This window comes from Pseudomonas sivasensis, from assembly GCF_021391435.1.
Taxonomy (GTDB): domain Bacteria; phylum Pseudomonadota; class Gammaproteobacteria; order Pseudomonadales; family Pseudomonadaceae; genus Aquipseudomonas; species Aquipseudomonas sivasensis.
Genome location: NZ_CP090029.1, coordinates 816,464 through 829,914 on the forward strand (window position 1 = coordinate 816,464; position 13,451 = coordinate 829,914).

At 60.8% G+C, this 13,451-nt stretch carries 11 protein-coding genes; 7 read left to right on the forward strand and 4 right to left on the reverse strand.

Going from position 1 to position 13,451, the window contains the following annotated elements; genetic code table 11:
• Window positions 1-76 precede the first annotated feature (76 nt).
• Window positions 77-2,563, forward strand: coding sequence for a circularly permuted type 2 ATP-grasp protein (locus LRO94_RS03535; RefSeq protein ID WP_233896930.1), 2,487 nt, complete (start codon window positions 77-79; stop codon window positions 2,561-2,563).
• On the forward strand, window positions 2,563-3,453 hold the full coding sequence (locus LRO94_RS03540; RefSeq protein WP_032890514.1) for a transglutaminase family protein: 891 nt from the start codon (window positions 2,563-2,565) through the stop codon (window positions 3,451-3,453). The genes LRO94_RS03535 and LRO94_RS03540 overlap by 1 nt, the downstream gene beginning before the upstream one ends.
• Before the next feature lie 48 nt (window positions 3,454-3,501).
• Here LRO94_RS03540 and LRO94_RS03545 read toward each other — a convergent pair whose 3' ends face one another.
• Entirely contained in the window at window positions 3,502-3,684 is a 183-nt protein-coding gene (locus LRO94_RS03545; protein WP_032890516.1) for a hypothetical protein, read from the reverse strand.
• 332 nt (window positions 3,685-4,016) lie between these two features.
• On the opposite strand from LRO94_RS03545, the gene azu reads away from it, so the two are divergent.
• The gene (azu, locus tag LRO94_RS03550) at window positions 4,017-4,463 is read left to right on the forward strand and encodes an azurin (RefSeq protein WP_032890518.1); all 447 of its coding nucleotides are present in this window, start codon (window positions 4,017-4,019) and stop codon (window positions 4,461-4,463) included.
• Window positions 4,464-4,599: 136 nt separating this feature from the next.
• Here the strand turns inward: azu and nadE are convergent, their stop codons facing one another.
• The 3 genes from nadE to LRO94_RS03565 form a co-directional block, all read right to left on the reverse strand.
• Window positions 4,600-5,427, reverse strand: coding sequence for an ammonia-dependent NAD(+) synthetase (gene nadE / locus LRO94_RS03555; RefSeq protein WP_032890520.1), 828 nt, complete (start codon window positions 5,425-5,427; stop codon window positions 4,600-4,602).
• Window positions 5,428-5,430: 3 nt separating this feature from the next.
• Window positions 5,431-6,645 carry a nicotinate phosphoribosyltransferase gene (gene pncB / locus LRO94_RS03560; RefSeq protein ID WP_032890522.1) on the reverse strand — a complete coding sequence of 405 codons (1,215 nt, stop codon included), beginning with the start codon at window positions 6,643-6,645 and terminating at the stop codon, window positions 5,431-5,433.
• Window positions 6,646-6,850: 205 nt separating this feature from the next.
• Window positions 6,851-7,741 (reverse strand): LysR family transcriptional regulator, encoded by an 891-nt coding sequence (locus LRO94_RS03565; RefSeq protein ID WP_032890523.1) that lies wholly within the window; start codon window positions 7,739-7,741, stop codon window positions 6,851-6,853.
• A 153-nt stretch (window positions 7,742-7,894) separates the two neighbouring features.
• Between LRO94_RS03565 and amaB the strand changes: the two genes are divergently transcribed.
• The 4 genes from amaB (at window position 7,895) to LRO94_RS03585 (ending at window position 13,449) form a co-directional block, all read left to right on the forward strand.
• Window positions 7,895-9,385 carry an L-piperidine-6-carboxylate dehydrogenase gene (gene amaB, locus LRO94_RS03570; protein WP_032890526.1) on the forward strand — a complete coding sequence of 497 codons (1,491 nt, stop codon included), beginning with the start codon at window positions 7,895-7,897 and terminating at the stop codon, window positions 9,383-9,385.
• Window positions 9,386-9,555: 170 nt separating this feature from the next.
• Complete coding sequence (gene amaA, locus LRO94_RS03575) at window positions 9,556-10,839, forward strand: L-pipecolate oxidase (protein ID WP_179179590.1); 1,284 nt, start codon at window positions 9,556-9,558, stop codon at window positions 10,837-10,839.
• 374 nt (window positions 10,840-11,213) lie between these two features.
• Window positions 11,214-12,350, forward strand: a complete 1,137-nt coding sequence (locus LRO94_RS03580) for a branched-chain amino acid ABC transporter substrate-binding protein (RefSeq protein WP_099602068.1) — start codon at window positions 11,214-11,216, stop codon at window positions 12,348-12,350.
• Between the two features lie 184 nt (window positions 12,351-12,534).
• A complete protein-coding gene (locus LRO94_RS03585; RefSeq protein WP_003188099.1) occupies window positions 12,535-13,449 on the forward strand; it encodes an ABC transporter permease subunit in 915 nt (304 codons plus the stop codon).
• Window positions 13,450-13,451: the final 2 nt, after the last annotated feature.

The window sequence follows — 13,451 nt, forward strand, 5'->3', positions numbered from 1 at the left end:
AAAGCCTGGAAACCACAGAGGGATTTGCAGTGTTTGTTAGGGTAATCTGAGCCCCTTTGCCTCTGCCGAGCGTTCCATGTCCGACTTGCTCGACCGTTACCCGCTGACCGCGGGCACTTATCACGAACTGCTGGATGGCAGCGGCGCGGTGCGTGCCCATTGGCGGCGCTTGCTTGATCACCTGCAACGCAGCACCCCCGCGCAGTTGGCCCAGCGCCAGGCGCTGCTGACGCGGCAGATCCAGGAAAACGGCGTGACCTACAACGTCTATGCCGACCCCAAGGGCGCCGATCGTCCGTGGGAGCTGGACCTGCTGCCCCATGTATTGGCGGCGGATGAATGGCAGCACCTGTCGGCCGGTATCGCCCAGCGGGCGCGCCTGCTCAATGCCGTGCTCGCTGATCTGTATGGTCCGCAACGCTTGATCAAAGAAGGCTTGCTGCCGGCGGAGTTGGTGTTCGGGCATAACAATTTCCTGTGGCCGTGCCAGGGTATCCAGCCCCCCGACGGTGCTTTCCTGCATCTGTACGCGGTGGACCTGGCGCGCACTCCGGATGGTCGTTGGTGGGTGACGGCCGACCGCACCCAGGCCCCATCGGGCGCCGGTTATGCGTTGGAAAATCGCACCATCGTGTCTCGCGCCTTCCCGGACTTGTACCGTGACTTGCAGGTGCAGCACCTCACCGGTTTCTTCCGCACGCTCCAGGAAACCCTGGTTCGCCAGGCGCCCGGCGATGACCAGACACCGCTGATCGTGCTGCTCACCCCAGGCCGCTTCAACGAAAGCTACTTCGAACATCTCTACCTGGCGCGCCAGCTCGGCTATCCGCTGGTGGAAGGTGGCGACCTCACCGTGCGCGACAGCACCGTGTTCCTCAAAACCCTCAGCGGTCTGCGCCGGGTGCACGCGATCATGCGGCGCCTGGACGACGACTTCTGCGACCCGCTTGAACTGCGCACCGACTCGGCCCTCGGCGTGCCGGGCCTGTTGGATGCGGTGCGCCAGGGCAATGTGCTGGTGGCCAATGCCTTGGGCAGCGGCGTGCTGGAGTCGCCCGGGTTGCTGGGTTTCCTGCCGAAAATAAACGAGTTTTTGTTTGGCGAAGAACTGATCCTGCCGTCCATCGCCACCTGGTGGTGCGGTGAAGCACCGGTGCTCGCCGAAGCCTTGGAAAAACTGCCGGAGCTGCTGATCAAACCCGCGTTCCCCTCGCAGAGTTTCGCCCCGGTGTTTGGCCGCGATCTGAACGATGAACAGCGCGAGGCCCTGGCCGAACGCATGCGTGCGCGGCCGTACGCCTACGTCGCCCAGGAGCTGGCGCAACTGTCCCAGGCACCGGTGTGGCACACCGTGGATGACCACCTGCAGCACCGTGCCATCGGCATGCGTGTGTACGCCGTGGCCAGTGACGAGGGCTATCGCGTACTGCCCGGCGGCCTGACCCGTGTGGCTGCTGAGGCCGATGCCGAAGTGGTGTCGATGCAACGCGGCGGTGCGAGCAAAGACACCTGGGTGCTCGGCGAACGAGCCCCCGGTGGTGAGCAGTGGCGTGCCCAGCGCACGATTGGTGCCCATGACCTGGTGCGCCGCGATCCTTATCTGCCGTCGCGGGTGGTGGAAAACCTGTTCTGGTTTGGCCGTTACTGCGAGCGCTGCGATGACAGCGCGCGCTGGTTGCGAATCGTGCTGGCGCGTTATGTCGACGGCGACGATCCCTTGGCGTTGCTGGCGGCGGTGGAGCTGGGCGAAAACCTGCGCCTGCTGCCGGAAGAGGGCGAACTGCCGGAGCGTCTGCTCGCAGCGTTGCTCGGCGATGACTGGCCATCGAGCCTGCGCGCCAACCTGCAACGCTTGCAGTGGGCGGCGTCCCAGGTGCGTGGCAAGTTGTCCCGCGAGAACTGGCAGGCCTTGGTGGAGCTGCAACGCGAAGCCATGGAGCTGGAAAGTGAAGCGCCGGACTTTGGCGAGTTGCTGGATTTTCTCAACCGCCTGGTGATGTCTTTGGCGGCGCTGTCCGGGTTTGCCCTGGACGACATGACCCGCGACGAAGGCTGGCGTTTCCTGATGATGGGCCGGCGCATAGAACGCCTGCAATTCTTAAGCAGCAGCCTGGCGGCGTTCCTGCGTGGCGTCGCGGTGTTCGATCAGGCGGGGCTGGAGTGGTTGCTGGAGTTGGGCAACAGCAGCATCACATACCGCTCGCGCTACTTGGCGGTGCCGCAGTTGATTCCGGTGCTCGACCTGTTGCTGCTCGACGAGCAGAACCCCCATGCCGTGCTGTTCCAGCTCAAATTGGTCAGTCGCACTTTGCGTCGCCTTAATGACGATTTTGGTGTGCCACGGGAGACGGGCCTGGCGCCCTTGGTGGAGCGCCTGGCGCGTTTCGACTTGGGTTGCCTGGAGAACCCGTTGTTTGGCGAGTCCAGCGTACGTGCTGCGTTGGACGGCCTGGCCGACCTGCTGCAAGCGGTGGCCGATGAAAGCGGGCAAGTGTCGGATCGCCTCGCGTTGCGCCATTTTGCCCATGTGGATGATGTCAGCCAGCAAACGGTGTCGGTGTAATGAGCGCGCGCTATCAGATTTTCCACGATACCCACTACCACTACGACAGCCCGGTGTCCCTGGCCCAGCAGTTGGCGCACTTATGGCCACGACCCTGTGCCTGGCAGCGCTGCACGTCGCAACAACTGGATATCAGCCCGGAGCCGACCTCGCGCCGCGATGAGCTGGATGTATACGGCAACCCGATCACCCGCCTGGCGTTCGAGCGGCCTCACGATGAATTGCTGGTCAACGCTGGGCTGACCGTGGAGGTGCTGGCGCGGCCTGTACTGGATTTTCGGCAGTCGCCGGCCTGGGATCAGACCCGTGACAGCCTGACCTACAGCAGCCAGCCGATGACCCCTGAGCGAATCGAAGCCTGTCGGTATCGCTTTGAATCACCCTACGTGCACCTGAAAAAAACCTTCGTCGAGTTCTCCGAAAGTTGTTTTCCCCCTGGCGAACCCTTGTTGTTGGGCGTGCAGGCGCTGATGGAAAAGATTTTCAGTGAATTCACCTTCGATGCCGAAGCGACCCAAGTCGCCACACCGCTGGTGGAAGTGCTGGAACGCCGCCGTGGCGTGTGCCAGGACTTCGCCCACCTGATGCTCGCCTGCCTGCGCTCGCGGGGCTTGGCTGCGCGGTATATCAGCGGCTACCTGCTCACCCAGCCACCGCCCGGCCAGCCACGGCTGATCGGTGCTGATGCGTCCCACGCGTGGGTATCGGTGTTTTGCCCGGTGTCAGGCTGGGTGGATTTTGATCCGACGAACAATGTGCAGCCGGCACTGGAGCACATCACCTTGGCCTGGGGCAGGGACTTTTCCGATGTGTCGCCGTTGCGTGGGGTAATTCTGGGGGGAGGGAACCATGACCCGGAGGTGCGGGTGACGGTGATGCCGCTGGAATAACGGTGGAGTGTGGTGAGACAGGGGGGGGCCTGCTCACCACAACAGAATTTATTCAGCCGGGTCTTTCGGGGTTTCGGTCTCGTCTGCTGCCACTTCACCTTCCGCGTCCGGGTTCAGTGCGCCCGCTTCTTCATCGACAGCGGCTTTCTTGCGTTGCAGTTTTTCCTCTTTCTTCTGTTCCTTGGCCAAGTCTCTCTGACGTTTGGCGAAGGAGTAATTAGGTTTGGCCATGGGCGATCCTCTAGGGTCGAAGGTGAGGGTGGCGGCGCGCAGCTGCCTTGTGACGACATGGTAGCAGCTTCAAGGGGCGCTTTGCCTTCACTTACCGCAGGCGTACGCGGCCAGCAGGCCATTGAACAGGTGATTGAGGTGCATGGTTCGGACTCCACTGGGTGATGGGCCGATCATAGGCAGGTACTGCTACTTTGGCTGGTAGATTGTGTTGATAAGTCTGATAGCCTAAAGTTGTATACAATCTGTTGATTCAGATCATAAGAATTCAAGCCTGCTTGAGGCACCCTTACCGCAATCCGCGTTTTATAAACCCTGCCTTGGAGATTCACATGTTTGCCAAACTCGTTGCTGTTTCCCTGCTGACTTTGGCCAGTGGCCAGTTGTTTGCCGCAGAGTGCAATGTCACCGTCGACTCCACCGATCAGATGTCCTTCAACACCAAGGAAATCGTGATCGACAAGAGCTGCAAGACGTTCACCGTGAACCTGGAACACTCGGGCAGCTTGCCGAAAAACGTCATGGGCCATAACTGGGTGCTGACCACTGCCGCCAACATGCAACCGGTTGCCACTGACGGCATGGCCGCTGGCATCGACAAGAACTACCTGAAAGAGGGTGACGACCGCATCATCGCCCACACCAAGCTGATCGGTGCCGGCGAGAAAGATTCGGTGACTTTCGATGTTTCCAAGCTGGCTGCTGGTACGGACTACGCGTTCTTCTGCTCGTTCCCAGGCCACATCTCGATGATGAAAGGCACTGTGGTCGTCAAGTAAGACCGGGTTATCGTTTATCGGGAGCAAGCCCCCTCCCACACTTGACCGAGTTCTAACATGAGAATGCGATCAAATGTGGGAGGGGGCTTGCTCCCGATAGCGGCCTGCCAATCAACACAAAAATATCTGGCTCACCTCACGGCGCAAACGGCATCACCCGCTTGTGCTCAGTCTTGCGATAGGTCTCGCAGATAATCCTGAACGCCTCTTCGCGCACCGGCTCACCGTGCAGGAACGCATCGATCTCGGCATACGTCACGCCATGTGACGCTTCATCCGGCTTACCTGGCGACAGGTCTTCAAGGTCGGCCGTCGGCACCTTCTCCACCAACGACTCCGGCGCGCCAAAGTGCCGTGCAATCGCGCGTACCTGGTTTTTTACCAGCCCGCTCAACGGCGCCAGATCGCATGCACCGTCACCGAACTTGGTGAAAAACCCCATCACCGCTTCCGCCGCATGGTCGGTGCCGATCACCAAACCACCGGCCGCGCCGGCGATGGTGTATTGCGCCACCATTCGCATGCGCGCCTTGGTGTTGCCAAGCACGAAGTCACGGGACACCGCCGCCTTGCCTTCAAACGCCGCCACTTCACTGGCCAGGGCTTTGACCGCCGGGCCGATGTTCACGGTGTGGCGCTCGTCGGGCTCGATAAAGTCCACCGATGCCTGGGCGTCGATTTCGTCGAACTGGGTTTCGTAGGGCAGGCGCACGGCAATAAAGCGGTAGGCCTCGTCACCGGTGCTGGCGCGCAGTTCTTGCATCGCGCGCTGGGCCAACAGGCCAGCGGTCAGGGAGTCGACGCCACCGCTGATGCCCAGCACCAATGTTTTGAGTCCGGAATTGCGCAGGCAGTCCTGGATAAAGGTCACGCGTCGGGCAACCTCGGCCTCAAGGGCGGCTTGGTCGTTGAACGGCGCTTGCACCTTGAGCTGTTCAGCAATCTCGCGCTGTACGGCTTGCATGATTCACTCCTTGCTGGAAATGGCAGGTACTTTGAAAACGTGACGCAAATAGGCGACAAAATTCGGGTCGGTGCAGTGGGTCTTGCCCGCTTCATCGGAGATTTTGGCGACGGGCTGGCCGTTGCAGGCGGTCATTTTAAGCACGATGCTCATCGGTTCCACTCCTGGAATATCGCAGGTCAGGTTGGTGCCGATGCCGAAGCTCACATTAATGCGACCGCGCAGCGCACGGAAAATCTCCAAGGCCTTGGGCAGCGACAGGCTGTCGGAGAACACCAGGGTTTTGCTCATCGGCTCGATACCCAGCTTGTGGTAGTGAGCGATGGCTTTTTCTGCCCACTGCACCGGGTCCCCAGAATCGTGGCGCAGGCCGTCGAACAGCTTGGCGAAGTACAAATCGAAGTCGCCGAGGAAGGCATCGGTGGTGATGCAATCGGTCAGGGCGATGCCCAGCAGGCCACGGTATTCGCGGACCCAGCAATCGAGGGCGGCGATCTGGCTGTCGATCAGACGTGGGCCGAGTTGCTGGTGGGCCATGATCCATTCGTGGGCCATGGTACCCAGGGGCTTCATGTCCAGCTCGCGGGCCAGGTGCACGTTGCTGGTGCCGACAAAGCGCCCGGGGAAGTCATGCTTGAGCACATTGACCACTTCTTCCTGCACCCGGTACGAAAAGCGTCGGCGCGTGCCGAAGTCGGCCACTTGCAACTCCGACAGTTCCTCGCTGCTGGCATTCGCCGTCAGCCAATCGAACTTGCGGTACAACTGCTCGCGGGCCTGTTCGAGGATCACGGTCTGGTAGCGGTAGCGGTTACGCACTTCGCTGACGATGGCCAGCATCGGCACTTCAAACAGGATCACATGCAGCCACGGCCCGCGCAGGCGGATAAACAACTCGCCGTTCTCGATGCCGGTCTGCACATAACGCAGGTTGAAGCGGAATAGCCCGAGGAAGCGCAGGAAGTCCGGCTTCATAAAGCTGATGCGTTCCAGGAAGCCCAGTTGGTCCGGGCTCAGGCTCAGCTCGGCGAGGCGTTCGATCTGGTAGCGAATCTCCGCCAGGTACGGGCGCAGGTCCTCGCTGTTACGGCAACGGAATTCCCATTCAACTTCCACGTTGGGGTAGTTGTGCAGCACCGCCTGCATCATGGTCAGCTTGTAGAAGTCGGTGTCGAGCAGGTTCTGCACGATGCGATCGGCAAACACACTCTCGCTCATAACGGGAATCTCCAGACGGGTCGGCGATGGGCGCCGGCCTTTACGCACAATTAAGGAAGGGGGCTAGTGGCGCATAGACCTGTGGGGTTTTGCCAGTGATTTTTTCAGTGAGGCCACTGGCGTCATCGGGCGCAAGCCCCCTCCCACACTTGGAATGTGTTTCAAATGTGGGAGGGGGCTTGCCCCGATGGCGGTATTCCAGGCACTAAAGAACCTGCTCCATCATCCACTTCACAAACTCGCGCACCTTGGGCACTTCCGCCGAATGCTCGGGATAAGCCAGGTAATACGCATCCTGGCTCGGCATCGCGTGCTGCCAGGGGATTACCAACTTGCCGTCGGCCAGTTCTTCTTCCACCAGAAACCGCGGCAGCAGCGCTACACCGCAGCCTACCTGCGCCGCTCGAATGCACATATAAAAGGTGTCGAAACGCGGCCCGTGGTAGCTGTGCTCGGTGTGATAACCCTGATCGGCGAACCAGTCATGCCAGCCCTGGGGGCGTGAGGCGTTTTGCAGCAGCACCAGTTCGCTCAGTTGCGTGGGGTCGTTGAAGGGCTTCGCGGGCAGACTTTCCGGTGCACACACCGGCACCAGTTCTTCGCTGAACAGCTTCAGGCTCTCGGTGCCGGGGCGCGAGCCCTGGCCGAAGTAGAAGGCCATGTCGGCCTTGCCTTGCAGCAGTTCGTCCGGCTCCTGCTCGTTGCACAGGTCCAGGTGGATCTGCGGATGGCGCAACCGCCAACCCTTGAGGCGCGGCACCAGCCAGCGCGCGCCGAAGGTGTAAGGCGTGGACACGCGCAGCACTTCGGTCTCGCCGCCGTAGGAGCGCAGGTAGTGGGTGGACATCTCCACTTGCGTGAGGATCTTGCGCACTTCCACCAGGTACAGGTCGCCCGCCGGGGTCATCTGCAAGCGGCGACGCACGCGGCGAAACAGCAGGTGTTGCAGCAGCTCTTCCAACTGCGCCACCTGTTTGCTGACCGCGCTTTGCGTGAGGTTCAACTCCTCGGCGGCGCGGGTGAAGCTCAGGTGGCGGGTGGCTGCTTCGAAACACTGCAGGGCGGTGATCGAGGGCAAATGTCTTTTGTTCAGCACGGCGTGCCTCTTTTTATGCTTTGCATGAATAAACGGAATGATATCTCGCCTAATCGTCGTTTGTTGGCAAGTCTTGAGCCAGCTACAAATAAGGTCTGGATTGCCGTGCGCGCCGCGGCGCGAATTTTTGTTTGCAGTTTGAAGGAGTGACCCATGGTTGCCGCATTGCTTGATCGTCTCGGGGTGAACCCGTCGCTGTACCAGACGGGCAAACAGCCCGTGCATTCGCCGATTGATGGCAGCCAAATCGGCAGTGTGCATTGGGAAGGTGCCGCCGAGGTGGAGCAACAGGTCAGTCGCGCCGAGCATGCATTCGACGCCTGGCGCAAAGTTCCAGCGCCGCGTCGCGGTGAGCTGGTGCGCCAATTCGGCGACGTGCTGCGCGAATACAAGGCCGACCTGGGCGAGCTGGTGTCCTGGGAAGCGGGCAAGATCACCCAGGAAGGCCTGGGTGAAGTGCAGGAAATGATCGACATCTGCGATTTCGCGGTCGGTCTGTCGCGTCAGTTGTACGGCTTGACCATCGCTTCCGAGCGCCCAGGCCACCACATGCGTGAAACCTGGCACCCGCTGGGCGTGGTCGGCGTCATCAGCGCCTTCAACTTCCCGGTCGCCGTGTGGGCATGGAACACCGCCCTGGCCCTGGTGTGCGGCAACGCCGTGATCTGGAAACCCTCGGAAAAGACCCCGCTCACGGCCCTGGCTTGCCAGGCGCTGTTCGAGCGCGTGCTGAAGAAATTCGACGGCGCCCCTGAGTATCTGAGCCAAGTGATCATCGGTGGTCGCGATGCAGGCGCCGCGCTGGTGGATGACCCGCGTGTGGCGTTGATCAGCGCCACCGGCAGCACGCGCATGGGCCGCGAAGTGGCGCCGAAAGTCGCCGCACGTTTCGCCCGCAGCATCCTGGAACTGGGCGGCAACAACGCGATGATCCTCGGCCCAAGCGCCGACCTGGACATGGCCGTGCGCGCCATTCTGTTCAGCGCCGTCGGCACCGCCGGCCAGCGCTGCACCACCCTGCGCCGCCTGATTGCCCATGAATCGGTCAAGGAAGAAATCGTCACCCGCCTCAAGGCCGCCTATTCCAAAGTGCGCATCGGCCACCCGCTGGAAGGCAACCTGATCGGCCCGCTGATCGACAAGCACGGTTTCGACAATATGCAGGACGCGCTGGAGCAAGCGCTGAGCGAAGGCGGCAAAGTGTTCGGCGGCAAGCGCCAGTTGGAAGACACATTCCCCAACGCCTACTACGTGTCGCCGGCCATTGTGGAGATGCCCGAGCAAAGCGACGTGGTGTGCACCGAAACCTTCGCGCCGATTCTGTATGTCGTCGGCTACACCGACTTCGCCGAAGCCCTGCGCCTGAACAACGCGGTGCCCCAAGGCCTGTCCTCGTGCATCTTCACCACTGACGTGCGTGAAGCCGAGCAGTTCATGTCGGCAGTCGGCAGTGACTGCGGCATTGCCAACGTCAATATCGGCCCAAGCGGCGCAGAAATTGGCGGCGCGTTTGGCGGTGAAAAAGAGACCGGCGGCGGTCGTGAGTCGGGTTCGGATGCGTGGCGCGGGTATATGCGCCGCCAGACCAATACCGTGAACTACTCGCTGGAACTGCCGCTGGCCCAGGGCATCACCTTCGACTGATTTCCTCAAGTCGGAGTGAGGTCAGTGTGGGAGGGGGCTTGCTCCCGATGGCGGTGAATCAGGTTTGAAGTGTTGTCTGATACACCGCCATCGGGAGCAAGCCCCCTCCCACATGTGACCTCATTTGCAGTTCGGAATAGATGTTTGTTGGGTCTCACCGGAGTCTGGCAATGGCATTACGCGAAACGTGTTTGTGGGAACACCTCACCCCTGGCCGGCCGGATCGTGCCGCGCTCAAGGGCGAGGTCAAGGTGGATGTGTGCGTGATCGGCGCCGGCATCACCGGATTGTCGGCCGCCATTCACTTGCTGGAACAGGGTAAAAGCGTCGCCGTGCTGGAGGCTCATCGCACTGGCCACGGCGGTTCGGGGCGCAATGTCGGGCTGGTGAACGCCGGTTTATGGATCCCCCCGGACGACATCGAAGCCGGTTTCGGCGAAGCGGTGGGCAGCCAGCTCAACCGCATGTTGGGCGCGGCACCGTCTCTGGTGTTCAGCCTCATCGACAAATACAACATCGATTGCCAACTGCGCCGCGAGGGCACCTTGCACATGGCGCACAACGCCCGTGGCGAGGCGGATTTGCGCAGCCGTGAAGAACAATGGAAGCGCCGTGGCGCGCCAGTTGAGTTGCTCACCGGTCAGGCCTGCGAGCAAGCCACCGGCACTAAAAAAATTGCCGCCGCCTTGCTGGATCGGCGTGCGGGCACCTTGAATCCCATGGCCTACACCTCTGGGCTGGCCAATGCTGCGGTCGGGCTCGGCGGGCGGTTGTTTGACCATTCACCGGTCACCCAATTGGAGCGCCAAGGTGCACTTTGGTCGGTTCAGACCCAGCACGGGGCAGTGCAGGCTGCACAAGTGGTCGTTGCCTCCAATGCCTACACCGAAGGCGAATGGACCGAGCTGCGGCGTAACTTTTTCCCCGGTTATTACTACCAGGTCGCGTCGGCCCCGCTCACCGACGAAGCCGCGCAGCAGATTCTCCCTGGCGGCCAGGGATCGTGGGACACGCGTCAGGTATTGAGCAGTATCCGCCGCGATGCCGATGGTCGTTTATTGCTCGGCAGCCTGGGCAATGGCAACCAGAAACCGGCGTGGTTCCTCAAGGCGTGGGCCGATCGGGTGCAGCAACACTACTTCCCGTACCTCAAATCGGTGCAGTGGGAATTCACCTGGACCGGCTGCATCGCGTTCACCCCCGATCACTTGATGCGCCTGTTCGAACCGGCCCCTGGACTGGTCGCTGTCACGGGCTATAACGGACGCGGCGTGACCACCGGCAGTGTGGTCGGCAAGGCGTTCGCCGACTACTTGTGTCACCAGGATCCCCAAGCGCTGCCGATTCCCTTCGCGCCCATGCAACCGTTGGCCGGAGTGGGTCTGCGCAGTTGCCTGTACGAGGCGGGATTCTCGCTGTATCACGCCGGGCAATGCTTGAGGATCGTGATCTGATCAGCGAAATACCGCTCAGAAGCCTGCATTTTCTTAGCAGGCTACTAATCTGTATTGGTGCAGGTCGTAGCAATCACGCACTGTAAATGTGCAGTTCCGTTACGCACGCTGTTACAGGTGTGGAGCGGGGTGTTTATCCATTCGGTTGCAGGTGCGACCCGTCACGGTTGTACTTTTTTAAGTGGCTGGTTGCACCTGTCGAGGCTAGAGGGTTGCACGTCCTGGCAAGCGGCGTCGAAACGCCTGTAATAACAATGACACCGTGTCTTTTTGAAGAATAAAAACGTAATGGCACGGGGCTTGCTCTGAGCTTTCAGTGAAAAGTTTGAACGCAAGTTGTAGTGCCAAAAATCAAAAATATCGGAGCACCACTCATGTCCCAGACGTTTTACAAGAAAGGTTTTCTGGCCCTCGCCGTTGCAGCGGCGCTGGGTGTTTCTACGTTTGTTCAAGCTGATGTGAAGATTGGTGTAGCGGGGCCGATGACCGGCGCCAACGCCTCGTTCGGTGAGCAGTACATGAAGGGTGCCCAGGCGGCAGCCGAGGTGATCAACAAGGCCGGTGGCATCAACGGCGAGAAAGTTGTGCTGGTGGCAGGCGACGATGCCTGTGAGCCGAAACAGGCCGTTGCCGTGGCCAACCGCCTGGCTGACCAGGACAAAGTGATTGGCGTAGTCGGGCACTTCTGCTCGTCGAACACTATCCCGGCCTCCGAGGTTTACGACGAAGCGGGCATCATCGCGATCACCCCAGGCTCTACCAACCCACAAGTGACCGAACGTGGCCTTGGCGCCATGTTCCGTATGTGCGGCCGTGACGACCAGCAAGGCATCGTCGCCGGCGACTACATCGTCGATGTGCTCAAGGGCAAGAAAGTCGCGGTCATCAACGACAAGGACACTTACGGCAAAGGCCTGGCCGACGCCACCGCTGCCCAGTTGACCAAGCGCGGCGTCAAGCCGGTGCTGGAAGAAGGCCTGACCCGTGGCGAGAAGGACTTCAGTGCGCTGGTCACCAAGATCCGCTCCCTGGGCGCAGACGTCGTGTACTTCGGTGGCCTGCATCCGGAAGCCGGTCCATTGGTTCGCCAGATTCGTGAAGCTGGCCTGAAAGACGTCAAGTTCATGTCCGATGACGGCGTGGTGACTGATGAACTGGTGGCCACCGCTGGCGGCGCGCAATACGTCGATGGCGTCTACATGACCTTTGGTGCCGACCCGCGCCTGCTGCCCGACAGCAAGGCTGTCGTGGAAGAGTTCCGCAAGGCCGGCTACGAGCCAGAAGGCTACACCCTGTACGCCTACGCCTCGCTGCAGGCCCTGGCCGCCGGCTTCAACGGCGCCAAGTCCAACAAGGGCGAAGACGCGGCCAAATGGCTGAAAGCGCACCCGGTCAAAACCGTGATGGGCGAGAAGACCTGGGACGCGAAGGGCGACCTGAAAATCTCCGACTACGTGGTTTACCAGTGGGATAAAGACGGCAAATACCATCAGTTGGAAAAGCAGAAGTAATCCATGTGGGAGGGGGCTTGCTCCCGATAGCGGAGTGTCAGTCAACAGGTGTTCAGCTGACCCACCGCATCGGGGGCAAGCCCCCTCCCACATTGGGACCCGTGTTGTTATCGAGATCTGTTTTTTCCTCCAGAAGCGCCGCACACCCGCCGGTGTGCAGGTGCTCACCGCGTGAGATTGCGTTATGGATGGTATTTTCCTGCAGCAACTGGTCAACGGCCTGACCCTCGGGTCGGTCTATGGCCTGATCGCCATCGGCTACACAATGGTCTATGGCATCATTGGCATGATCAACTTCGCCCACGGCGAGGTTTATATGATTTCCGCTTACCTCGCGGCGATCAGTCTGGCACTGCTGGCTTACTTCGGCATCGAATCCTTCCCGCTGCTCATTCTCGGCACTCTGATCTTCACCGTGGTCGTCACCGGCGTTTACGGCTGGGTCATTGAGCGTGTCGCTTACAAACCGCTGCGCAACTCCACCCGACTGGCTCCGCTGATCAGCGCCATCGGTATCTCCCTGATCCTGCAGAACTACGCGCAGATCGCCCAGGGCGCCAAGCAACAAGGTATCCCAACCCTGCTGGCCGGGGCCTGGCGTGTCGATATCGGCACAGGCTTCGTGCAGCTTACGTACACCAAAGTGTTCATCCTGGTCGCGGCATTCGCCGGCATGGCATTGCTGACCTACATCATCAAGTACACCAAGCTCGGCCGCATGTGCCGCGCCACCCAGCAAGACCGCAAGATGGCCTCGATCCTGGGCATCAACACCGACCGCGTGATCTCCTACGTGTTTGTCATCGGTGCTGCCATGGCCGCACTGGCCGGTGTGCTCATCACCCTCAATTACGGCACCTTCGACTTCTATGCCGGCTTCATCATCGGCATCAAGGCATTTACCGCAGCGGTACTCGGCGGCATCGGCTCCCTGCCTGGGGCGATGTTGGGCGGGATCATCCTCGGTATCTCCGAGTCGTTGTTCTCAGGGTTGATCAACTCTGACTACAAAGACGTGTTCAGTTTCTCCCTGCTGGTGGTGATTCTGATTTTCCGTCCTCAGGGCCTGCTTGGTCGCCCACTCGTGGCGAAGGTGTAAAC